Source organism: Puia dinghuensis (assembly GCF_014642875.1).
In the GTDB taxonomy this organism is placed as follows: domain Bacteria; phylum Bacteroidota; class Bacteroidia; order Chitinophagales; family Chitinophagaceae; genus Puia; species Puia dinghuensis.
Genome location: NZ_BMJC01000003.1, coordinates 477,054 through 500,650, shown reverse-complemented (window position 1 = coordinate 500,650; position 23,597 = coordinate 477,054). Strand labels below are relative to the sequence as shown.

General features: G+C 55.3%; 15 protein-coding genes. 6 read left to right on the top strand and 9 right to left on the bottom strand.

The genetic code is table 11. From position 1 onward, the window contains the following. Position 1 precedes the first annotated feature (1 nt). Genes IEY39_RS15300 through deoC form a run of 3 tightly spaced genes read right to left on the bottom strand, consistent with a single transcriptional unit; the run spans position 2 to position 2,291 of the window. Entirely contained in the window at positions 2-1,183 is a 1,182-nt protein-coding gene (locus IEY39_RS15300; protein ID WP_188933064.1) for a M20 metallopeptidase family protein, read from the bottom strand. Beyond that, entirely contained in the window at positions 1,183-1,590 is a 408-nt protein-coding gene (locus tag IEY39_RS15295) for an SPOR domain-containing protein (protein WP_188933061.1), read from the bottom strand. Before IEY39_RS15295 ends, IEY39_RS15300 begins: the two co-directional genes overlap by 1 nt. Positions 1,591-1,601: 11 nt before the next feature. Next, on the bottom strand, positions 1,602-2,291 hold the full coding sequence (gene deoC / locus IEY39_RS15290) for a deoxyribose-phosphate aldolase (RefSeq protein WP_188933059.1): 690 nt from the start codon (positions 2,289-2,291) through the stop codon (positions 1,602-1,604). 135 nt (positions 2,292-2,426) lie between these two features. Between deoC and IEY39_RS15285 the strand changes: the two genes are divergently transcribed. Genes IEY39_RS15285 through IEY39_RS15275 form a run of 3 tightly spaced genes read left to right on the top strand, consistent with a single transcriptional unit; the run spans position 2,427 to position 9,331 of the window. Continuing rightward, positions 2,427-5,558, top strand: a complete 3,132-nt coding sequence (locus IEY39_RS15285; RefSeq protein WP_188933057.1) for an amidohydrolase family protein — start codon at positions 2,427-2,429, stop codon at positions 5,556-5,558. Positions 5,559-5,564: 6 nt separating this feature from the next. Next, complete coding sequence (locus tag IEY39_RS15280; RefSeq protein WP_188933055.1) at positions 5,565-6,878, top strand: amidohydrolase family protein; 1,314 nt, start codon at positions 5,565-5,567, stop codon at positions 6,876-6,878. Between the two features lie 56 nt (positions 6,879-6,934). Next, positions 6,935-9,331, top strand: coding sequence for a bifunctional YncE family protein/alkaline phosphatase family protein (locus tag IEY39_RS15275; protein ID WP_188933053.1), 2,397 nt, complete (start codon positions 6,935-6,937; stop codon positions 9,329-9,331). Between the two features lie 12 nt (positions 9,332-9,343). On the opposite strand, the gene IEY39_RS15270 is transcribed toward IEY39_RS15275, so the two are convergent. The 3 genes from IEY39_RS15270 to secA all read right to left on the bottom strand — a co-directional run bounded on the left by IEY39_RS15270 (position 9,344) and on the right by secA (position 16,429). Next, complete coding sequence (locus tag IEY39_RS15270) at positions 9,344-11,917, bottom strand: zinc-dependent metalloprotease (protein ID WP_188933051.1); 2,574 nt, start codon at positions 11,915-11,917, stop codon at positions 9,344-9,346. 74 nt (positions 11,918-11,991) lie between these two features. Beyond that, positions 11,992-13,104: an alginate lyase family protein gene (locus IEY39_RS15265; protein WP_188933049.1), complete on the bottom strand. Its 1,113-nt coding sequence runs from the start codon at positions 13,102-13,104 to the stop codon at positions 11,992-11,994. Further along, positions 13,085-16,429 (bottom strand): preprotein translocase subunit SecA, encoded by a 3,345-nt coding sequence (gene secA, locus IEY39_RS15260; protein ID WP_188933047.1) that lies wholly within the window; start codon positions 16,427-16,429, stop codon positions 13,085-13,087. The genes IEY39_RS15265 and secA overlap by 20 nt, the downstream gene beginning before the upstream one ends. Before the next feature lie 256 nt (positions 16,430-16,685). On the opposite strand from secA, the gene IEY39_RS15255 reads away from it, so the two are divergent. Then, complete coding sequence (locus IEY39_RS15255) at positions 16,686-17,438, top strand: XRE family transcriptional regulator (protein WP_188933045.1); 753 nt, start codon at positions 16,686-16,688, stop codon at positions 17,436-17,438. Positions 17,439-17,480: 42 nt separating this feature from the next. Here the strand turns inward: IEY39_RS15255 and pdeM are convergent, their stop codons facing one another. Then, positions 17,481-18,269 (bottom strand): ligase-associated DNA damage response endonuclease PdeM, encoded by a 789-nt coding sequence (gene pdeM, locus IEY39_RS15250; protein ID WP_188933043.1) that lies wholly within the window; start codon positions 18,267-18,269, stop codon positions 17,481-17,483. A gap of 93 nt (positions 18,270-18,362) precedes the next feature. On the opposite strand from pdeM, the gene IEY39_RS15245 reads away from it, so the two are divergent. Then, entirely contained in the window at positions 18,363-18,863 is a 501-nt protein-coding gene (locus tag IEY39_RS15245; protein WP_188933037.1) for a hypothetical protein, read from the top strand. 24 nt (positions 18,864-18,887) lie between these two features. Here IEY39_RS15245 and IEY39_RS15240 read toward each other — a convergent pair whose 3' ends face one another. After that, the gene (locus tag IEY39_RS15240) at positions 18,888-21,380 is read right to left on the bottom strand and encodes a ligase-associated DNA damage response DEXH box helicase (RefSeq protein WP_229688926.1); all 2,493 of its coding nucleotides are present in this window, start codon (positions 21,378-21,380) and stop codon (positions 18,888-18,890) included. 89 nt (positions 21,381-21,469) lie between these two features. Here IEY39_RS15240 and IEY39_RS15235 point away from each other — a divergent pair, with 89 nt between their 5' ends. Next, a complete protein-coding gene (locus tag IEY39_RS15235; RefSeq protein ID WP_188933035.1) occupies positions 21,470-22,168 on the top strand; it encodes a hypothetical protein in 699 nt (232 codons plus the stop codon). Positions 22,169-22,206: 38 nt separating this feature from the next. Here IEY39_RS15235 and IEY39_RS15230 read toward each other — a convergent pair whose 3' ends face one another. Then, entirely contained in the window at positions 22,207-23,589 is a 1,383-nt protein-coding gene (locus IEY39_RS15230; protein ID WP_188933033.1) for a c-type cytochrome, read from the bottom strand. Positions 23,590-23,597 lie beyond the last annotated feature (8 nt).

Below are 23,597 nucleotides of genomic sequence, written 5' to 3'. Positions count from 1 at the left end.
GCTAAAACTTCACCTTTGCGCCCATCCACGCCATCATCCCGACCCCGATCTCGATAGCCGACTCGTCGATATTAAAGGTAGGCGTATGAACGCCGGAAGTGATCCCTTTTTCCACATTCATCACCCCAAGCCGGTAGAAACATCCCGGGATTTGTTGGGTATAATAACCAAAATCTTCCGCCCCCATCCTGATCTCGGTCTCCAGCACCCGGCCGGCGCCCAGGAATTCCCGCGCCTCCGCCCGCGCCACCACATCAAGCGCCTCGTTATTATGCACCATGGGGTAGCCGACGTCGATGTGCAGGTCTATCTCCGCCCCCATACTATGCACCAGCTCTGTCGCCTGCCTGCGGATCAGCTCGTGTGCCCGGAAGCGCCACTCTTCGTCCATGGCACGGAAGGTGCCCATCAGCTTGACCTCACTGGGAATAACATTGGTTGTATGCCCCCCCTGGACGGAAGTGATCGACAACACCGACGGTGACAACGGGTTGCGGTTGCGGCTGATGATCTGCTGTAAGGCCACCACCAGGTGGGACGCGACAAGTATGGTGTCCACCGTCAGATGCGGAGCGGCCGCATGACCGCCCTTCCCACGGATGGTGATATACAATTCATCGGCGCTGGCCATCACCATCCCGCCGCGAAAGCTGAGTTTTCCTATCTCCAACCCCGGATGTACGTGCAGGCCAAAGATGGCCTGCGGCTCAGGGTTTTGTAACACCCCTTCTTTTATCATCAGGCTGGCACCCCCCGGATTTTTCTCCTCTCCCGGCTGGAAGATCAATTTTACCGTTCCTTCCCAGTGGTCTCTCAGCTCCTGCAGGATACGCGCCGCACCCAGAAGGACGGTCGTATGCACATCATGTCCGCAGGCATGCATCACACCTTCATTCTTTGACTTATAGGGGATATCATTGGCCTCCACTATCGGCAGCGCATCCATATCCGCCCGCAGGGCGACCACCCGGCTGCCGGGATTCTTGCCCTCGAGCAACCCCACTACCCCTGTCGTGGCCATCACGCGGAAAGGGATACCCATCCGCGTCAACTGTTGCTGTACAAAGGCCGACGTCTGAAATTCCTGGTAAGATAGTTCCGGATGGGCATGCAGGTGATGCCGGATGGCGATGGAGTCGGGGGCATATTTCCTGGCAAGTTGCCGGATATTCTCTTTTAACATTATAATTTTATTTCAATAGTATCCCTGATCACGAAAAGCCCGGACGGGAAGAGTCGCGACAACTGCTGCAGGGCCTGGTCAGCTTCTTCCTGGGTCTTGAAATTGCCGACCTTTAGTTTGTAATTGGGCGCCTGGTACCAGAGGTAGGGTTTAAAGTCGGGAAACTCTTCGTAGATCTTCACCTTCGCCGCATACACCTTATTCCGATCGGGCGAATTCATCACCTGTATCCTGAACCCCGGGACATTGCGCCGGCTCTCCCGCGATGTCAATTCATTTATGTCTATCTGCTTTTGCACCAGGCTATCCACCCGCGGGTCCTTATGCACTACCACCGTGCCCGTGTCCGTCTGCGCTAACCCCTGCCGGGCGATGAACAAAAGAGCAACAAATACGATCTTATACATAGATATTAAATTTAATACCCGCCAGCCAACCCTTCACCCTTTATAATCTCCACGCTTGCACTGCACCCCAGCCGGTCTGCTCCTGCATCGATCAATTGCTGTGCCAATGCCGCCGTTCGGATGCCACCCGAAGCCTTGATCCGTACCCCGGCAGGCAGATGCGCCCGCATCAGCTTCACCGCTTCCACGGTTGCACCCTTCTCCGCATACCCCGTCGAGGTCTTCAGAAAATCCACCCCGATGCGGCTATAATGCTCACAACAGGCAACGATCTCTTCATCCGTCAACACCCCAGTCTCGATGATGACTTTTATGATCTTTCCCGCAGCGTGTATTCGCGCCGTCAGCACCCGCATCTCTGCTTCCAGCGCCGCCCAATCCCCCGCCTTCAGTGCTATAAGGTTGATCACCACGTCCAGCTCATCGGCGCCATCCGTAATCGCCTGTTCCACTTCTGCCAGCTTCGCCGCGGTGACAGAGTAGCCAAAAGGAAACCCGATGACCGTCGCCACCTTTACAGCCGCAATCGATCGCTCGACCTCGGCGGCGTCTTGCAGTTCCCGCACCGCAAAACTAACCATCGGCGGGGGCACACAAACCGCCGCAAAGCCATACTCCACCGCCTCCTGACATATCTTATTAATGTCTATATGAGAGGTGGTGGGCTTCAAAATGGTATGGTCAATATAGTGTGCCAGCATACTCACCGACGTTTGGCCTTCTTTTTACCGCTGATAAAATATTCAAACCCCTAAATTACTCCATTTAAGTAAATTAGGGACCATTTTTCAATCTGCCCAAATTGGGCGCCGCCGAAATTTAAAAACTGACGCACCATGAGAAACTTCCGACATCGTCCGAGGGGAAGATCATTCGCCCTCGTTACCACTCTTTTATTGCTGACCCTTTATTCATCCGCACAATCCACCTTTCCCGTTAATGGCGTTGCAGATGTCCGGGAAGGCTGCTATGCCTTCACGCATGCTACCCTGGTGAAAGAGGGCGGCGCCACCCTCAGTGATGCGACCCTGGTGATTCGCGAGGGGTTGATCGTTAGTGCCGGCACGGGAGCTGTCCTCCCGAAAGACGCCGTTGTCATCGACTGCAGCGGGAAATATATTTATCCGTCGTTTATCGATCTCTACACGGATTATGGCATCCCGGCACCCGAAAGTGGCCGTGGCGGTCGCGGTGCGGTGAATCCCATCGACTTCTTCCGGCAACCCGCCCAGATCGAATCCAATACAAAGGGACCCTACAACTGGAACCAGGCCATCCACCCCGAAATGGATGCCGCCCACTTATTCAATGTCGACGACGCAAAAGCAAAGCCCCTTCGCGATATCGGCTTCGGCGCAGTTCTCACCCATGTAAAGGACGGCATCGCACGCGGGACTGGCGTAGCCGTCACCCTCGCCAATGAGAAGGAGAACCTCGTTGTCATCAAAACAAAAGCCTCCGCTCATTACTCCCTCAGCAAAGGGTCATCCACCCAAAGCTACCCCGCTTCGCTGATGGGCTCCATCGCCCTGTTGCGCCAGACCTATATCGATGCCGCCTGGTACAAGGGCCAGCCTTACCACGAAGGCACCAACCTGAGCCTCCAGGCCTTCAATGACGAACAGTCGCTCCCCCAGATATTCGAGGGCAGCGACAAATGGGGTGACCTCCACGGGGATCGCATCGGTGATGAATTCGGTGTACAATATATTATAAAGGCCGGGGAGAACGAATACCAGCGGATAAAGGAGATCGCTGGGACAAAAGCTTCTTTCATCGTCCCGGTGAACTATCCCCAGGCCATGGATGTCGAAGACCCGAATGACGCCCGCTTCGTCTCCCTCGCCGATATGAAACATTGGGAGCTGGCTCCTACCAACCCCGGCGCCTTCGAGAAGGCGGGCATCCCCTTCTGCCTCACCACGGCCGATCTCCGGGATACAAAACAGTTCTTCGCCAATCTCCGGAAAGCCTTCGAATCCGGCCTCACGGAAGCAAAGGCCCTGGAAGCGCTGACAAAGACCCCAGCCACCCTCATCGGCATCTATGACAAGGTGGGGAGCCTTGACGCAGGGAAACTAGCCAACTTCCTTATTACTACTGGTCCCGTCTTTAACGAAAAGACCAGCATCGTAGAGAACTGGGTTCAGGGCAGGAAATATGAAGTAAAGGAAGAAGCCTGGAAAGACATAAAAGGTCAATACAATCTTGTGATCACTTCGGCTACGGGCGGTTCGACGACCGTCGTCCTGGACGTAAAATCGCCCACGGCTGCCAGCGTCATCGCAAAAGATACCCTGACGGGTAAGTTCAGCTATGACGGCACCATCATTTCGCTCAGCTTCCCGGCAGCCGCGGGAGGCGCGGCTCCAGCCGGTGGTGGCATGCGTGGTGGTGCTCGTGGCGGTGGTCGTCCTTCCGCTGCAATGCACCTCAGCGGCGTCGTCAACGGGGACACCTGGAATGGCAATGGCACCGACTCCACCGGCAACCTCGTCATCTGGACGGCCACTTTCGCAAAAGCTACCCCGCCCACCCCCGACACGGCAGCCCGCAAACGACCCAACCATGTCGGGAAGGTGCTCTATCCCTTCGACGGCTATGGCTGGGATAGTCTGCCCACTCAACACGACCTGCTTATCAAAAATGCAACGGTGTGGACCAATGAAAAAGAAGGTCGCCTGCCTAACACCGACGTACTCGTAAGGGCTGGCAAGATCGTCAGGATAGGCAAAAACCTGGATGCTGCCGGCGCCCAGGTCATCGACGGCACCGGTAAGTACCTTGCTCCCGGCATCATCGACGAACACTCGCACATCGCAGCCTTCTCCATAAATGAAGGAGCACAATCCGTCACTTCGGAGGTACGCATCGCCGACAACCTCAACCCCGAGGATATCAATATCTACCGGCAGCTGGCCGGTGGCGTCACCAGCAGCCATATCCTGCATGGCTCGGCCAACACCATCGGCGGTCAGACCCAACTGATCAAACTGCGCTGGGGCGCCGACGATGAAGGTCTCAAATTTCGCAACTGGGACCCCTTTATAAAATTCGCCCTGGGTGAGAACGTAAAACGCACCACCTCTACCAACAATAACCGCTTCCCCGACACCCGGATGGGCGTGGAAGAAGTGCTGACGGACGCCTTCACCCGCGCCCGCGACTACGAACGGCAGCGCAAGGCGGCGCCAAATATCACCCGCAGAGACCTCGAACTGGATGCGCTGGTCGAAATACTCGAACACAAACGTTTCATCACCTGCCACTCCTATGTACAAAGCGAGATCACGGCCCTCATGCGTGTTGCTGATAAGTTTGGGTTCACCGTCAACACCTACACCCATATCCTCGAAGGCTACAAGGTGGCCGATAAGATGAAACAACACGGCAGCAATGCATCCACCTTCTCCGACTGGTGGGCATATAAGACGGAAGTACAGGACGCTATCGCCTACAACGCCACTATCATGCAGAAGGTAGGGCTCAACGTTTGTATCAACTCCGACGACCCCGAACAGGCCCGCCGCCTTAACCAGGAAGCTGCCAAGAGCGTGAAATATGGCGGGATGTCCGAGGAAGATGCCTTTAAAATGGTAACCCTCAACCCTGCCAAGGCCCTTCATGTGGCCGATCGTGTTGGAAGTATAAAAGAAGGAAAGGACGCCGACCTCGTTCTCTGGAGCGACAATCCGCTCAGCATCTATGCAAGAGCGGAAAAGACCATCGTGGATGGCATCGTCTACTATGATATCGACCGCGACGCACAGCTGCGGAAATACATCGTCGCCGAACGCAACCGCCTCGTCCAGAAAATGATAGCTGAGAAGCGCACCGGCTCGCCCATGGCGCCCGCCACACCGAGCTACCACATCGAGCTCAGCTGCGGCGATCACGATCATCATGATGGCCTGCTGACCATTGACGAGGACGGAGACCACACTGAAATTGCAAACACTACCAACTAAAACAACATGAAAAACATATTCATAGGTCTTCTCTCGCTGTTCTTGCTTGGCCTTACGACGGCACAGGCCCAGGACGACGTCTATCCGGCGAAACCGGATGCGGGAAAACTTTTCATCACCGGCGGAACGATCCATGTCGGCAACGGCCAGGTGATCGAGAATGGTACTATCGAGGTGGACAATGGTAAGATCGTCCGGGTCGGCGCAGACATTACTCCGGCGGTAGGGGCCAAGGTGGTCGACGCAAAAGGCAAACAGGTCTACCCGGGCCTCATCCTTTCGGTCACCGATGTGGGTCTGAAAGAGATCGCCAACGGTGTCCGCGGCTCCAACGACTTCCAGGAGCTGGGCGACTTCAACCCCAGCATCCGCAGTATCGTAGCGTATAACACCGATTCCAAGATCATCGGAACGCTAAGGGCCAACGGCATCCTGCTGGCCGGCACCACTCCCGACGGCGGCACTATCAGCGGCTCATCCAGCATCGTCCAGCTCGACGCATGGAACTGGGAAGACGCCGCCTATAAAATGGACAACGCCATCCACCTCAATATGCCCAGCTTCCTCCCTCGTCCCCGGCGGTTCGGCTTGCGTTTCGGCCCAACACAAACGACGCCTGATGTCACAAAAGAAGCCCTTGCCAAGGTGGAAGAGATAAAAGCTTTCTTCCGGGAAGCAAAGGCCTACAATGCCGGGCAGACACACAAGGAAATGAACCTCAAATTCGAGGCGGTGAAAGGGCTCTATACAAAACAGCAAAAGCTGTTCGTCCATGCCGACCAGGTGAAACAGATGCTCGTCGCCATCGACTTCGCAAAAGAATTCGGCTTCGACGTCACCATCGTCGGCGGCAGTGAAAGCTGGCTCATCGCCGATCTTCTCAAGCAGAACAACATCTCTGTCATCCTCCAGCAGCTGCACGCCCTGCCCACCACCGAGGACGATGACATCGACCAGCCCTTCAAAACACCCGCAGCCCTGCAAAAGGCGGGCGTCCTCTTCGCGCTAAACGATAACCATGAAGAGTCCCGCTTCCGCAACCTGGCTTTCAATGCCGGAACGGCGGTCGCCTATGGCCTCACAAAAGAACAGGCGCTGCAGGCCATCACCCTCAACGCCGCAAAGATCTGTGGCATCGACGACCGCACCGGCACCCTCGAAGCCGGCAAGGACGCCAACATCGTCATCAGCGGGGGCGACATCCTCGATATGCGTACAAGCCTCATCGAACATTGCTTTATCCAGGGCCGCGAGGTAAGCCTGGATAATAAGCAGACGCAGCTGTATCACCGGTATATGACTAAATATGGATTAGAGTAATAAATTGATAATGAGCCTCGCTCCGGCGGGGCTTTTTTTGTCCTTATTTTCGCGGCATGAAGCCATATCGACTGCTCCCCATCCTCCTTCTCTCGCTCGGCCTCCACGCCCAGCAACGCACTCAACTCCCCAACGGCTGGTCGCTCACGCCCGCCGGCGCCTCCCTGCTCTTGAGCAGCGACCTGCCCCTCAACATCGCCCTTGCCCCCGATGGCATCCACGCAGCCGTGACCAACAACGGCAATGGCCGCCAGACCATCGATCTCATCAATTGGCAAACGCAGCGTGTCACCGCTTCCATCCCCATCCGAAAAGCCTGGCTGGGGCTGGCTTTCAGCAAAAAACATCCCTGGCTCTATGCCTCCGGCGGCAACGATGACTGGGTGATCCGCTATACGCTGAAGGGAGACAGTGTTGGTGGCGCCGATACGTTGGTGCTCGGCCGGCCCTGGCCCATCGACAAGATCAGCCCCACCGGCCTTACCCTGGACGAAGATCACAACCGGCTCTACGTAGTCACCAAGGAAGACGAAGCTCTCTATATCTTCGACACCAAAACAAAGCAACTCTTGTCGAGACTGCCCCTGTACTCCGAAGCCTACACCTGCCTGTTCAACACAACCAACCAACAACTCTACATCTCCGCCTGGGGCGGCCGCAAAGTCTTCATCTATAACACCACGACCGACAAGCTGGAAGATTCCGTGACAACGGAGGATCATCCGACAGATATGGCCCTCGATAAAAAAGGCCACACGCTCTTCGTAGCCAACGCCAACTCGAACTCGGTGTCGGTCATCGACATCGCTTCCCGTAAAGTCATCGAAACCCTCCACACTGCCATCTCTCCCGACGCGCCCATCGGCTCCACCACCAATAGTCTTGCCCTTGATCCCAAAGACCAAACACTCTACATCGCCAACGCGGATAATAACTGCCTGGCCGTCTTCGACGTGTCCAGCCCGGGTCACAGCTTTTCCAAAGGGTTCATCCCCGTCGGCTGGTATCCTACCTGTGTGCGTATCTCGGGGAACAATCTCCTCGTCGCCAATGGCAAGGGAATGTCTTCCATGGCGAACCCCTATGGCCCCAGTCCCCTGGGCCACCCGTATATTTACAAGAAGGCAGACACCTCCCATCGGACACAATATCTCGGTAGTATGCTTAAGGGGACGCTTTCGGTTATCCCTATCCCCGATGCCGCCATGCTGACGACGTATACTCAACAAGTTTATAGCAATACTCCTTATTCGCAGGCCGTCGAACAAACGGCCGCCGGCGTAGCCGGCAATCCCATTCCCCGTCATGCCGGCGAAACATCGCCTATCAAATATGTATTCTATATCCTGAAGGAGAACAGAACCTACGACCAGGTACTCGGCGATCTCCCGCAGGGCAACGGCGACACCAGCCTTGTTCTCTTCGGCCGGAATGTCACGCCCAACGCCCATTCGATTGCCGATGAATTCGTGCTGCTGGATAATTTCTATGTTGACGCCGAGGTCAGCGCTGATGGCCACAACTGGTCGATGGCCGGCTATGCTACCGACTTCACCGAAAAGACCTGGCCCACCAACTACAGCGGCCGGGGTGGGGAATATGATTTCGACGGCAGCCGCCCCATCGCCAATCCTACCAAAGGATTCATCTGGGATTATTGCCACCGCGCAGGGGTATCCTTCCGCAATTATGGAGAGTTTATGGACAACGGCTTTCCCACGCTTCCTGTGCTCAAACAAAAAGAGAACTACTGCGCGGCTTATCCGGGTTGGAATTTAGGTATCCAGGACATCCGCCGGGAGGCCATCTTCGAAGCTGACTTCGATTCCCTCCTGCGCGTGGGCGCCCTACCGCATTTCTGTACCATCTATCTGCCCAATGATCATACCAGCGGGCTTCACAAAGGCGCCTACAGTCCCATTGCCCAGGTGGCCGACAATGATCTCGCCTTTGGGAGACTGGTGGAGCATATTTCGCATAGCGCCATCTGGGACAGCGCCGCGATATTCGTGCTGGAAGACGACGCCCAGGATGGGCCCGACCACGTCGACGCCCACCGCTCGCCCGCCTATGTGATCAGCCCCTTTATCAAGCGGCACTCCGTCAACCACACACTCTATTCGACCACCTCCGTTCTTCGGACGATGGAACTCATCCTCGGCCTCCCGCCTATGAGCCAGTTCGACGCGGCTGCTACTCCGATGTATAGCTGCTTCATGTCCAACCCGGATACGACAGCCTTCATCGCGCTCCCGGCCCTGGTCGATATCAATATGCGCAATACCGGCAACACTCCTTCTGCCGCTGTCTCCCGGCATTTCGACCTCTCCGATCCCGACCGGGTACCCGACGCCCTGCTCAACGCCGTCCTCTGGAAGGCCATCAAAGGAGAAGAGAGCCCCGTCCCCCAACCCCGCCGGAGTGCATTTGTAAAAACGAATCCCGGGCGTTAGCCCGGGATTCGTTTACTGTTTCGGATTCAGCGCCTGCTTTATCCTCTCCAGCACATCCTGCAAGTGATTCCTGCTCGCCTTGTCACCTTCCCGGGCGATAGCCCCTGTAATCTCCGTCCGCAGCTCGACAAGCTGTGCCCGCGCAGCGGAAGGAATATCAGTATTCCGGATATCGCCTGTGAAGATGATCAACAACCCCGGCGGCAACCCCGGTGGGAGCGCAGCAGGCGGCTCGGGGGTGATCAGCGCAATAAGGTCCGCGACATATTCCTTCTGCAACTTACGCCGGTAAATATCTATCGGCGCGGCAGGCCCGAGCTCCGACCAAACACCCTTTTTCGCATCGGCGAGCAGGTCGTCGACGCTGTAAGCGCTGCTGCCATATCTTCCCGTACAGACATACAGCCTGAACAGCCGGCCCGCCGACAACAGGCTCTTTAGATTATTGGCCTGCACCATGGTCACGGCCTCTTCCAGGCCCGGGTTGCTGAACTTGTTCAGGATATCCTTATTCAGCAGCCACGTGGGCGTCGCGTAAAGGTTCTTGTTGAGAAAATCGATAGCTTCCTTCTGCATGGCCTTTGGCGTGGCTTCATAGACATCGCCGGGCTGCTCCACACTCTTGAAGGTCTCCTGTACACCGCCGATATTCTTCAGCACATGACCCATATAGCGATTGTACTGCCCCACCAGCTGCTGATACATCTCGGAGAGATTATCATAGCGATCAGCCTCTTCCTTGCTCCACTCGGGCAGGTTGGGCAGGATACGTTTCAGGTTCTTAATGCCATATTCGCCGGCCTTCATGGCATTGTCGCTAAGGTCTTCCGTCTGTGCACGCGGGTCGAAGTTCTGTCCTTCTCCGCCAAACCACAACCGGGGATTGCTTTTCAGGCTGTCGATGATCCATTGGTTAAGTATCTTCTTGTCCTCTTCCTCATTCCTGGTGTCAGGTATTCCCTTGTATCCCCAAACGATGGCCCATTTGTCATAGTCGCCGATGCGGGGATAGAGACCCTTCGGAGTGATATTGTCTTCCGGCTGCGCCACATAGTTGAATCGCGCATAATCCATGATCGAGGCGGTATGCCCGTTGGCCTCCACCCAGGTCTTGTCCCGCAGTTTCTCCACCGGGGTCTTGCTGCTACTGCCCATATTGTGCCGCAGTCCAAGTGTGTGTCCGACTTCATGTGACGAGACAAAGCGGATGAGATCGCCCATCAGCGCGTCATCATATTTCATTTTTCGCGCCCGCGGGTCCACCGCCGCTGTCTGGATCATATACCAGTCATGCACCAGCTTCATAACATTATGATACCAGCCGATATGGCTCTCCAGTATCTCCCCGCTGCGCGGATCGGCGACATTCGGTCCATAGGCATTCTCGATATCACTGGCGAAATACCTGATCACGGAAAACCGCGCATCTTCCAGCGACATCGTCGAGTCATGCTCCGGCCATTCTTTGCCGACAATGGCATTCTTGAAACCGGCCTTTTCAAAAGCCGCCTGCCAGTCGTTGATCCCTGCGATGAGGTAGGGCCGCCATTTTTTTGGCGTGGCCGGATCGATATAATAAACTATCTGTTTCCTGGGTTCTACCAGCTCTCCGCGTTTCCATTTCTCTATGTCCTCATCCTTTGGCTCCAGCCGCCAGTGATGGATAAACTCCGTTTCCTCCACCCGCTGCTGGTCATCGCCATAAGTAGTATACTGGCTGGCGAAATAACCTACCCGCGGATCGAACAGCCGCCGCCGCATGGGAATTTTTGGCAGCAGGTAGAATGAGTTGTTCAGCTCGACCGTCACCACCCCCGCGGCATCGGCCGCAGCCAGGGAACCAGCAGGAGCGCGGCCGCCCATAACCGGCGTCGCCGGAGTGGGGGCGGAGGTATAGGTCTTCACCGTCCTCACCTCCGTATTGATAGGAAAGGTGTGGATACTCTCGATATACGACCGCGGTGCATCGATAGCCGCCAGGTTAAAACGCCGTTTGATGGCCGGCGTAAGGCTCACCGGTTGGTTATCCCCCTTAAAGAAATCGGTCACTTCAATCACCGTAGTGCCGGAAGTGGAGTCCGCACTCTTGCCATACGCCTTGACGTCAAAGGCGGCGGCAATGGGGTTCATATTGGAATTCGTCACCGCCTGAGCGATAGGCTGGCTGCTGTCGGCGGCGACATTGACGATGGTGAGGATGCGCATAAAAAGCGTATGCGCCGGCCCCTTGTCCCAGCGAATGGTTTGCAGGTTCACCTGCTCCCCGCCGTAGTTGCCGCCCGCAGCGGTCTTGCTATAACGTGTGCTGACCAGGATATCGCGTCCGAGAATGGAGTCGGGTATCTCGAAATACCATTTCTCTTCCACGCGATGGACGGTGAACAGACCGGTATGGCTGATTGCCTTGTCCGTGATCACCTCTTTGTAAGGTTTGGGTTGTGTCTGCGCCGGGATCATGGGGCCGCTACGTGTACCAGGAGCGCCGGCGTTGCCCGCCGGGGGTTGACCGGGATTACCCGGCCGCTGTTGTGCAACGGCTGTCGAGACAACGGCAGCCAGTAGCACTCCGCAGAAAATTTTTCTCATAATGTAAGCTCAGATTTTAAGGCGGTAAAATAAGCAAAACAACCTTATCTACCGATCCGCTCATCCCGGTTCTGTTACCGTTCCACGGCATTGACCACCGCTTGCCAGGCCGGATAAGTGTCCTCGGTGCCGATGAGCTGCCGGGCCAGGGCCAGCTTTTCGGCGTCGAAATAGGAAGCCAGCAACAGCGTGGTAATTCCACTGCGCGGGTTGAACAAGGTTCCGGACTTATAACCCGCTTCCCCATTCTCCGCTCGCTTACGGTCGAAGCCTACAGTACTGTTGACAAATTCGGCATGAGTCTGCCGCCCGTCCAGGTAAGGCAGCAACCATTCGACGGACCTGGCCAGCGAGGCGCCCGAAGGGGCTTCATATCGATAGTAGTCGGAGTCGGTGGCCCGCCGCAGCACGATCGCCAGCTTCAGCAGCGGTTCCAGATCATAGACATGATAGTGCAGCGCATCCCGGGTATGAAAGTCTTCACTGCTGCCGTCGGGCAGCAGGTTACGCCCGATCTGCTGCCGGATGCCTTTTATCGCATAATCCTGCAGGGTCTTGTCACCGATGGCGAACCCTATTTCCCCCACGATCTTCAGCCGGTGGGAATGCCAGTTATTATGGGAAGTAGCCCGTTCGGGCCGATTGTATACCGCATTCATCTCCGCCTCGCCTGTCCGCCGCAGCCAGCCGCTGATCCTTTTGATCTCTCCCGGTACCAGCCCGTCTTTCACCATATCAAAGGCCTCGATGGCCGGGTCGAGATTCGTATCGTCTATCGGATCTCCCCGCGAATAATTGCTGTCTGCCCAGGCGATGAAGTAAACGCTTGTCTTATTGAGGTATTCCTTCCGCCCCGTAACGCGCCAGGCCACGGCCAGTGCGTACATCTTACGCATATCCTGCAACGCGTTCCAGGTGGCCGTCTTCCGGGGATCACCCTGCAACAAGCCTTCGGTGCGGATGGTGTCGATAGGCTGGGGGGCCTCCGCCAGTGCGGCATTGGCGATACCTAACAGGGAATCATACCACTTTTTTACCTCGCCCTCCTTCACCATCGCTTTCAGCCGGACCATCTCTTTCCGGCTGGGGGCAACATATTGCGCCCGAACCCCGGGAAACTCCAGGCAAAGGCAAACGGTGAGGAGCAGCAGTAGATATTTTAATCTTCTACACTGCATCCTTCCCATGGCAGTTCTTATACTTCTTCCCACTGCCACAAGGACAGGGATCATTACGCCCGATCTTCGGTCCTACCTTCACAGGCTCTTGCTTCACCGGCTCGGACGGTTCATAATAATCTTTGCCGCCTTCCTGCGGAACCCCATTCTGCGGACCCACACCGGCTGCCGCCATCTCATCCTTGCGCACCTTCAGCCGGCTCATATCGGTCTTCTGTTCTCTGCCCTCACGGATAGCCGCAGGCTGCTGCTGACCGGCTTGCTGGATACCACTGTGACAGAGGAAACCGATGATCTCCCTATTCACCTCGCTATCCATGTTGCGGAACAGCTCGAATGCTTCCACTTTATAGATCACCAGCGGATCTTTCTGCTCCAGGTAGGCCGTCTGCACACTCTGTTTCAGATCGTCCATCGCGCGCAGATGCTCCTTCCAGGTGTCGTCGATGATGCTTAGCGTGATCTGCCTTTCCACCGCATTGGTCAGTTCCCGGCCCTGGGTATCCAGGGTTCGTTGCAGGTTGGCCAGGACGTTGATCCGTTTCTTACCATCCGTAAAAGGCACGACGACATTCTCGACGTGGCTGTCACGCGTGGCCCTGATGCTGGCAAAAGCCGGCAAGGCCTGCTTACGGATGTCTTCCTGTTTATATTCGTAGTTCTGTGTCGACTCCTGGTAGAGTTTCTCCGCCACCTCGGTGACATCGCCTTTCAGGAATTCGTCCTCGCTGATCTGCGTGTCGACGCCGAAGTTGACGATCGTCGACAACCGGAATCCTTCATAGTCGTCCTGTTCGCGGAAAGAGTTGATCAATCCTTCGGCGACGATATAAAAGGCATTGTCCAGGTCGAGCGCCAGGCGGTCGCCAAACAAGGCGTGGTTGCGTTTCTTATAGACGACATTCCGTTGTTTGTTCATGACGTCATCGTATTCCAGCAGGCGCTTACGGATACCGAAGTTGTTCTCTTCGACCTTTTTCTGCGCCCGCTCGATACTCTTCGTCACCATACTGTGCTGGATCACTTCCCCCTCTTTATAACCCATCCTGTCCATCAACGATGCAATGCGGTCGCTGCCGAACTGCCGCATCAGGTCGTCTTCCAGGGATACATAGAACTGCGAAGTTCCCGGGTCACCCTGACGCGCCGAACGACCCCTCAGCTGCCTGTCCACCCGCCGGCTTTCATGTCTTTCCGTACCGATGATCGCCAGTCCACCAGCTTCTTTTACACCAGGCCCGAGCTTGATATCCGTACCACGACCGGCCATATTGGTGGCGATCGTTACGGCCCCGGCAAGACCGGCCTCCGCAACCACCTGGGCTTCCCGCGCATGTTGCTTGGCGTTAAGGACGTTGTGGGGGATCTTCTTTACATTCAGCATCTTGCTCAGCAGCTCACTCACTTCCACGGAGGTGGTACCCACCAGCGATGGCCGCCCTTCACTCCTCAGCCTTTCGATCTCCTCGATCACCGCCTTGTATTTCTCGCGTTTGGTCTTGTAGACAAGGTCCTGGTGGTCCTTACGGATGGCGGGTACATTGGTGGGAATGGTCACCACGTCCAACTTATAGATATCCCACAATTCGGCGGCTTCTGTTTCCGCCGTACCGGTCATCCCGGCTAATTTGTGGTACATTCTGAAATAGTTCTGCAAAGTCACGGTAGCATAGGTCTGCGTAGCCGCTTCGATCTTTACATTTTCCTTTGCTTCGATGGCCTGGTGCAAGCCGTCGCTATACCGTCTTCCATCCAGGATACGGCCCGTTTGCTCGTCGACGATCTTCACCTGCCCGTCCATTACGACGTATTCGACGTCCTTGTCGAACAGGGTATAGGCCTTCAGCAACTGCTGAACGGTATGTATCCGGTCTGCCTTGATGGAATAGTCGTTCAGCAGTCCTTCCTTCCGTTGCAGCTTTTCTTCATTGCTGAGATCGCCCTTCTCGATATCGGCGAGCTTGACGCCGATGTCCGGCAGGATAAAGAACTCGGGGTCTTCTCCTTCCCGGGTGATCATCTGGATACCCCTATCGGTGAGGTCTACCTGGTTGTTCTTCTCGTCGATGTGGAAGAAGAGCTCCGCATCTACCTTCCCCATCTCTTTCTGCTGATCGGCCAGATAGTAATTCTCCGACTTCTGAAGCCTTACCTTGACACCCGGCTCGCTGAGAAATTTGATCAGGGCGCTGGATTTCGGCAGGCCACGGTAGGCACGCATCAGCGCAAGGCCGCCGTCCTTCGGATCGTCATTCCCTTCGGCTAATTTCTTCTTCGCCTCTATGAGGAACTGGTTGGTCACCTTCCGCTGGGCTTCGAATAGCTTCTCTACCCGACCCTTCAAAATATGGTATTGCTGATCGTCGCCTTTCGGCACCGGACCCGAAATGATCAACGGCGTACGCGCATCGTCGATCAACACGCTATCCACCTCATCCACCATGGCGTAGTGATGCTTGCGCTGTACCATCTCATCCGGGGAATGCACCATGTTGTCCCGCAGGTAGTCGAAACCGAACTCATTATTGGTGCCATAGGTGATATCGGCCGCATAGGCCTTCCGCCGGGCTTCGCTGTTCGGCTCATGCTTATCGATACAGTCTACCGAGATGCCCAGCCATTCGAAAATGGGGCCGTTCCATTCGGAGTCACGCCTGGCCAGGTAGTCGTTCACCGTCACTATGTGGACCCCTTCCCCTGCCAGCGCATTGAGGTAGGCCGGCAGCGTGGATACGAGGGTCTTACCTTCACCGGTAGCCATTTCCGCGATCTTCCCCTGGTGCAGCACCGTACCCCCTATCAACTGAACGTCATAATGCACCATATTCCAGGTGATAGGCGTCCCTGCCGCCATCCAGGAATTGTTGTATACGGACTGTTGACCGTCTATCCGGATATGTTCCTTCTTAATGCTGAGGTTGCGGTCCATCTCCGTAGCCGTCGCCACGACCTCTGCGTTGTCCTTGAAGCGGCGGGCCGTTTCTTTTACTACGGCAAAAGCTTCCGGCAAAAGGGCCTCCAGCACTTCCTCTATCTGCTCGTCCCGCTCTTTCTGCAGTCCATCTATCTCCTGGTATAGAAGATCTTTCCCGTTGATATCGCTAAAAGGCAGCTCTTCGGCTCGCTTATTGAGATCGGCCATCTGTGCGTCTATCGTGCTGAGATGTTCCTTGATCCGGGCCTTGAATTCAACAGTTTTGGCCCGCAATTCATCATTTGTCAACGATGCACAAGCCGCAAAATGCTCATTGATCTGGTCCACAATGGGTTGGATGCGCTTTATATCCTTTTCCGACTTGTTCCCGCCGAATATTTTGGATAGAATACCTAACATAATTCCTTAAGTATTAATGATTTTATAGTTTTCTTACCCCCCATCCGCGCTTTTGGCGGACCCAAGGCCCCCGTAAAACGGTCAAATTTGATGCTACCCTTGCCGGAAGGTCAAATTGACAGGGAAGCAAATGTACAAAATATGTGCGGGAGTTGAGCGTCTACCCACCCTCTGCAGCCTGACCGCCAGGGCCTCAAAAAAATATTTTTTTACATTGGTAAAGATGTTAGTATCTTAGTACTAAATATATTAGTCTATGTCAATAGCAGGACAAAATCTCAAATATCTCCGCAAGCTGCGGGGCTGGACACAGGAAGAATTTGCCGGAAAACTGGGGATCAAACGATCCCTGCTGGGCGCCTACGAGGAAGAAAGGGCTGAACCCAGGCTGGAAGTGCTCGAGACAGTGTCGGATATGTTCAAGCTTACCCTTGACGAACTGCTGCGCAAGGAATTGAGCGACAGCAAAGGCGGCAGCTATATCTCCAAACGACGGGCTCAGAAGCTCATCGCCGCCAGCACTGATATCCAGCTGGTCCCTGTAAAGGCGGCAGCCGGTTACCTGGCCGGATATGCCGACCCCGAATTCCTCGACGAGCTTAACACCTTCACCCTCCCCATGCTGGCCCCCGGAACATACCGCGCCTTCGAGATCGTAGGGGATTCCATGCTGCCTACCCCCAGCGGCTCGGTCATTGTGGGCGAAAAGGTCGACGACCTGGAAGAGATAAAGAGCAACCAGACTTATGTCGTCGTCTCCCGCAACGAGGGCATCGTCTATAAAAGAGTGATGAAAAATAACAAGACCAAAAGCAAGCTCACGCTCATAAGTGACAATACGGCGTATCAGCCCTATAATGTCAACTCCGATGACATCATCGAGGTGTGGAAAGCACAGATGATCATCAGCAAGGCCAACACCCAGCAGCGTTGGGATGTGAATCAGTTGGCCAATCTGGTCACCAACCTGCAGGAGCAGGTGAGCACGCTGAAGAAAAAGATGAACTGATTTGTGGCGCAGCGGCATGCCCATTAAGCAAGGGCTGGCCTGTTATTGAATCCGGAAAATACTGCCCGGCCCTATCCAGCCGGCGCTGCGGGGCCTCGTCACCGGCCTGTTTCGCTCACCCATATCCCTCGCCGGAGTCCGTACTCCGCCCATCGGCAGCCGCCCCCTGGGCGCCCCAACCCTGGGCACTCCATTCGCAGGCGGAAGGATGGCAAAGACATGATCCTGTGGCGCCGGGTCTATCGACACCGTACCGGTGAATCGCCCAAAAGCCGGCAAGATCGCATATTCCGATCCGAAATAAAAACAGGGAAACCGGAGACTCTGTTTGCCCATCCCACTGATGCGGATACCGGGATGGAGATGCCCGGAGAAATAATAGGTATTACTTGCGGCCGCCTCCTCTATATCATGCACAAACGAAAAAGGCCCCAAGGTCAAAACACCAGGGTTCACCCTGATCGCGGCCTTCTCATACCAGTCTTTATGGAGAATATCATGATTGCCTTCTATCAGTTCTATCCCCAGATGCGGGAAATCCTCCCGCCATTTTAAGAAAAGCTCCAGCTCCTTATTCTCCCGGCTATGAAAAAGATCTCCTACCACCAACAACTGCCGTGGCCGGAAATACTGTATCTGGCAGAGCAGCCGCAACAGGTCCTCGCGGTATACCGACTGCGGCACCGCGATGCCCGCCTTTCGAAAATGTCCCGTCTTGCCGAAATGAAGATCTGAAACGATGAGCGACCGCTCTTCTTCCCAATAGATACACCGGTCGGCCGAAAGCCATAACTGCTGTCCTTTGATACGGTATGGAAATGCTGGTTGCATAGATGAATACCCTTGTTGATTCCTTTATTGCAAGATACTGATTTGGCGGTTCCTTAAAATTGTATTTACTTAGAAGGATTAAAACTACACCATATGGCCGACCTCAATCGCCCAGCCGGAGACAACTCCATCATCGAAGAACCCCGCAAAATACCCGAGATGCTCAATGTCCTGACCATCCTCACCTTCATCGGTAGTGGTCTCGGCATCGTTTCTGCTCTCTGGGGCTTTGCCCGCGCAAAAGCTTCTTATGATCAGTTAGCGTCCATGAACCTGGACCAGATGCCCGATTTCGCCAAACGCATGATGGGCAACGACCCCGTCGAAATGGCCCGCAGATCACTGGAGAACCGCCTTCCCATCCTCCTGCTGAGCCTCATCGGCTGCGCCCTTTGCATCTACGGGGCCATCCAGATGCGCAAGCTCAAAAAGACCGGCTATACATTTTATGTCCTCGGTGAGGTGCTTCCAATCATTACCTCTGCGATCTTTCTGGGTACGGGCGCCCTCATGGGCTTTGGTGGCATCATTGGCACCATCATTGTTCTGGTCTTTATCATTCTCTACGCCAGCCAATTGAAATACCTACGATAATCTATCGTCAACAACCATCCGCTGCTATCGCAGTTGTGCCTGCATGCGCCGCACCCTGTCTTCCAGCTTTTCAGAAGAAAGATCCTCCCGCATGCTGTCCACCTTCAACGGGAAACAGAAAGGCGTCAGCTTTGCCGGCCAGCGCAGGACGATGCTTCCGCCGCTGACACGCTCGAGCATGTTCCGCAACCGCCGTTCTTCCATCTGCTGGTCCATCACTTCGTTGTAGGCCTGGCGGATCAACAGGTTATGCGGGTCGTACTCGCTGAATACATTGAACAACAATCCCGCCGACGACTGCAGGTGCCGGGCCTTCGCATACTCACCAGGATAGCCCTGGAAGATAAGCCCCCCGATGACCGCGATATCCCGGAATTTCCGCCGGGCCATCTCCGCGCTGTTGACGCTTCGCTGGATATCCGCCGTCAGGTCATCTGGACTAAACAACTCGAAGACATTCGTATCATCCACCGGAATAGGCTGGTCGCTCAACAGCTCGAATCCATAGTCGTTCATCGCAAAGGAAAAGCTTATCGGCGTCGTCCGGCTGATACGGTAGGCCAAAAGGGCCGCCATCGCCTCATGTACCAACCGGCCTTCAAAAGGATAGACAAACAGGTGAAAACCATCCTTTGTCTCTATCTGTTCGATCAACAGCTGATTTTCCCTGGGCATATACGACAGGGCTGCCTGCAATTCGAACAGGGGCTGCAATACCTTTAACTCCAGATCTTTCGACCCCGAGCCGCCCTCCACCATCGCCGACGCCTCATCCAGCTTCCGGCGCAACATCATCCCCAGGTTGGCCGACAACGGCATCCGCCCGCCATTCCAGCTGGGAACCCTCGACTTCTTCGCATTCGATTTTCGCACCAGCACCGTCATATCCTTGATCATGACAAATTCGAGATTTCTCCCTGCCAGCGTAAACACATCCCCCGGGTCCAGCCGGGAAATAAAATATTCTTCTATCATCCCTACAAAACCCCCGGTGGTGAACCGCACTTTCAACATGGCGTCGCTGACGATCGTCCCGATATGCAGCCGGTGACGCATCGCCACCCGCCGGCTGTTTATCTTATACAACCCATCCTCCATCACCTCCACCTTCTTATACTCATCATACTGCTGCAACGCCACCCCGCCTTCCGTGATAAAATGCAGGATCTCCAGCCATTCATCTTCCGTCATTTCACTGTAACAATATGTCGACCGTAATTCGGGGAACAAAGCATCGGGATAGAACCCGTCTGAAATGGCCAGCGTACTCAGGTATTGGATCAGTACGTCGAAACACAACAGCATCGGCTCCCGGCTCTCGATCAGCCCCTCCGTCATCGCGGACTTCAACGCCGCGGCTTCCATCAGCTCCAACGAATGGGTGGGAAGAAAGTAGATCTTGCTCACCTGCCCCGGCTGATGCCCGCTGCGCCCCGCCCGTTGCAGAAACCGTGCAACCCCTTTGGGACTGCCTACCTGTATCACGGTCTCCACCGGCCGGAAATCGACCCCAAGATCAAGACTGGCCGTACACACTACCGCCTTCAGCTTCCCTTCATGCAAGGCCTCTTCCACCCAATTGCGCAATTCCATGTCGATAGACCCGTGATGCAGCGCCAGCGCCCCCGCCAGGTCGGGAGCCACGTTCAACAACGACTGGTACCAGGTCTCGCTCATCCCCCGGGTATTGATAAAGATCAGCGTGGTGCGGCTCTGCTCGAGTATAGGGATCACCTTGTGTATCAGCTTTAACCCGAGATGACCGGCCCAGGGGTAATTCTCTATCTCGTCCGGCAGAATGGATTCCACGTCTATAGGTTTATCGATGTTTGCGCGAACGATGAAATCCTTTGCTCCCCCCATGGCGCCGGCCATTCCCTGCAGCGAAGCAAGTAGTACTTCCTTTGCTTGCTCAAGGTTGCCGATCGTGGCACTTATTCCAATAATAGAAACCGCAGCCTCCTTTACCCGCGCAATACGTGCCAGCGCAAGCTCTACCTGTACCCCACGCTTGCTCCCCAACAGCTCGTGCCATTCGTCGACGGCAATGATCTTCAGACTCCTGAACACCTCCGGATATCCTTTCTGTGCCAGCAGCAGGTGCAAGCTCTCCGGGGTGATGATCAGTACTTCCGGCATTCGCCTTTTTTGCTTCTGCCGTTCGCTCACCTCTGTATCTCCATTGCGGATTCCAACCTGCCAGCGCAACCCAAGGCCCCGGATCACTTCTTCCATTGCCCGGCCGATATCCTTCGCCAGGGCCCGCAGCGGCGAGATCCACAACAGCTGCAACCCGTTCGCACTTCGCGTCCGGTAGTCCTCCGGATGGGCATTGATAAAATCGATGAGCGCACCCAGGAATACCGAAAAAGTCTTCCCACATCCTGTCGGTGCATTTACAAGACCCGATCGCCCCGCCAGTATATGCTCCCATGCCTCTTCCTGGAAGGCAAAAGGCCGGCGCCCCTCCGCCTCCATCCAGGCTGCAATGGTCTGATATCCGATGGTTAACCGCATTTTAACAATAAGATTAAATTCTACTCATTAATGATCTCTTAACTGAAAAAGGGGAAGCCGTTGATTAATTTAACGCAAAGTTTTAACCTATGCGACGCTTTACACTCCTGACTTTACTCCTGGCCTCTCTCTTTGGCTGCAACACTTATCAATACCTTACCCTCGATTCTTCCCAAATTCCAAAGACCGATAAGCACAGCTTCTCCTGGGAGAACGACACCATGCGGCTTACCTACGCCTTCATGGGCAAAGGAGGCAACATGAACCTCATCATCTTCAACAAATCCAGCCAACCCATTTACATCAACTGGAAGAAATCGGCGCTTATCCGCGACGAACATTCTTTCAGCCTCTTCGATCCGCATGCCAGCTTCACCGGCACGGAGACCGGCAAGTACGTCCGCGAGATCAACGGGGTGTTCGTAGTACCCAGCGGCATGGATTTCATCCCGCCCGGCACCGGCATCACCAAAGACCTGCCGCCAGTCGATCAGACTGGAAGCTTCATCACCTTCATGCCTGATTCCCTCGTATGGCATATGGCCACCACCTTTGGCGGCGGACAGATCAAATACCAGGAGGCCAGCTTCGACGAGACGCGGTCGCCCGTGCGGTTTAAAAGCTACCTCACCTTTATGCTGGGGTCGGAGAATTCTCCCGAATTCGCCGAAACTCAGTCGTTTTATGTCAGCCGCGTACGACAGTCCAAATTATCGCCGGAACTATTTGGGTATCAGCGGCAGGGCGATCAGTTCTTCATCCGGTTTCCCTCGAGTTCGGCTCCATAACGATCGGGAGTAGCCTGCGCCAACGATCCTGCGTCGACCTACAGCGTCTTGAGGTATTCGATGACGGCCTTCCGCTGCTGCGCGCTGAGCCGGTCGCCAAACGTATGGCCATAATTCCCATACCCCGGCAGCGTGGTATTGTACACCGCCGTCCCCCTTGCACTGTCCTCGCGGGTATATTTCCAGCCCACGTGTGCATAGTCATATTGTGGATGCTCGAAATCCCGCGACCACCAGGTAGGCCGCAGTTTGCTGTCCAGCACCGCCTCCAGTGTGGGTACGCTGCCGTTGTGCAGATAGGGCGCAGTGATCCAGATGCCGTCCAGCGGCGGGGCGATATAGCCGTCAAAGGGTTCCAGCCGTGCCGGATGGTCACCCTGCGCAAACCAGCTCTTGTTAAACCACTCGATAAACTGCGGGCTCTGATAATTGCTCTTGTATAGCAGCGAATCCGTTGCCACGATCGACTCCGGGATCAGCAGGTTCGGATACTCACCCCCATCGCCATAATTGCCATGACACTTGGCGCAATGCTGAACAAAAACCACACCGCCCTTTTTAGCCAGGGGGGCATCGATAGGATAGGGGTATTTCGGCGGCTGGATGGAATTGATATATGCCAGCACGTCATTGAAATGACCGTCCACCTCCCGCGCCTCCGAACTGTCGCTCACCGTCAGCAGGTTCGACGCCATCAGGAATCGCCCAAAGTCACCCCGTCCAAACCCATTGTAGAACATCGCGTGCTTCTTCTTCAGCCACCACCACGGCGGCGTATCCGTCGGCACCACTTTTCCCGACACATCGATCACCGGCGCGTTGCTCCAACGCAGCGTTTGCGGATCACGATGCGCGACCAGCAGATCGGCCAGCCGGTCGGCCGCATTCACACCTCGTACTTCCGTGTAGAGCTGGCCGCTGATCATCTTCATTGCCCGAAAGAACGGCTCGGCCGCATCGTACTTTTTTGCGTCGGTTTGCATCAACAGCCGTTCGGCCATACCGGCCGCCCGGGGATTCAGCTTCTTTCTGTCCGTAAAATCGATAAAGGTATTACCCAGCCCGATAACCAATTTGTTGTCGAACACCTGCGCATGGCATTCGAGGCAGTTGGGCGCCACCACTTCTACTCCGTTGGCCGCCTTCACCGCGGTATATTCGTGGGGTACAACGGCATTCAGACTATCACGATGAAGATAGTTGTTTGTATTTTTTGGAAAACCCAGGAAAAAATAATCGTAGGGGATGCCACTCTTGATATAGTCGCCCGTCGTCAGATAGATATAACCTTTTGCTGCATCCCCGCTTCGTTGCGGACTGGGGGGCACCGGCACCGGTTCGTCTTCCCTGAATATCCGCATCACTGTAGTAAACGCAAGACCCATCACCCCAAGCAGGAGTATCACCATCGACTTGTTCATAGAGTAAA

Coding starts and splice junctions, on each gene's coding strand:
- IEY39_RS15300 (WP_188933064.1), bottom strand. CDS start 1,183: ATGTTAAAAGAGAATATCCGGCAACTTGCCAGGAAATATGCCCCCGAC.
- IEY39_RS15295 (WP_188933061.1), bottom strand. CDS start 1,590: ATGTATAAGATCGTATTTGTTGCTCTTTTGTTCATCGCCCGGCAGGGG.
- deoC (WP_188933059.1), bottom strand. CDS start 2,291: ATGCTGGCACACTATATTGACCATACCATTTTGAAGCCCACCACCTCT.
- IEY39_RS15285 (WP_188933057.1), top strand. CDS start 2,427: ATGAGAAACTTCCGACATCGTCCGAGGGGAAGATCATTCGCCCTCGTT.
- IEY39_RS15280 (WP_188933055.1), top strand. CDS start 5,565: ATGAAAAACATATTCATAGGTCTTCTCTCGCTGTTCTTGCTTGGCCTT.
- IEY39_RS15275 (WP_188933053.1), top strand. CDS start 6,935: ATGAAGCCATATCGACTGCTCCCCATCCTCCTTCTCTCGCTCGGCCTC.
- IEY39_RS15270 (WP_188933051.1), bottom strand. CDS start 11,917: ATGAGAAAAATTTTCTGCGGAGTGCTACTGGCTGCCGTTGTCTCGACA.
- IEY39_RS15265 (WP_188933049.1), bottom strand. CDS start 13,104: ATGGGAAGGATGCAGTGTAGAAGATTAAAATATCTACTGCTGCTCCTC.
- secA (WP_188933047.1), bottom strand. CDS start 16,429: ATGTTAGGTATTCTATCCAAAATATTCGGCGGGAACAAGTCGGAAAAG.
- IEY39_RS15255 (WP_188933045.1), top strand. CDS start 16,686: ATGTCAATAGCAGGACAAAATCTCAAATATCTCCGCAAGCTGCGGGGC.
- pdeM (WP_188933043.1), bottom strand. CDS start 18,269: ATGCAACCAGCATTTCCATACCGTATCAAAGGACAGCAGTTATGGCTT.
- IEY39_RS15245 (WP_188933037.1), top strand. CDS start 18,363: ATGGCCGACCTCAATCGCCCAGCCGGAGACAACTCCATCATCGAAGAA.
- IEY39_RS15240 (WP_229688926.1), bottom strand. CDS start 21,380: ATGCGGTTAACCATCGGATATCAGACCATTGCAGCCTGGATGGAGGCG.
- IEY39_RS15235 (WP_188933035.1), top strand. CDS start 21,470: ATGCGACGCTTTACACTCCTGACTTTACTCCTGGCCTCTCTCTTTGGC.
- IEY39_RS15230 (WP_188933033.1), bottom strand. CDS start 23,589: ATGAACAAGTCGATGGTGATACTCCTGCTTGGGGTGATGGGTCTTGCG.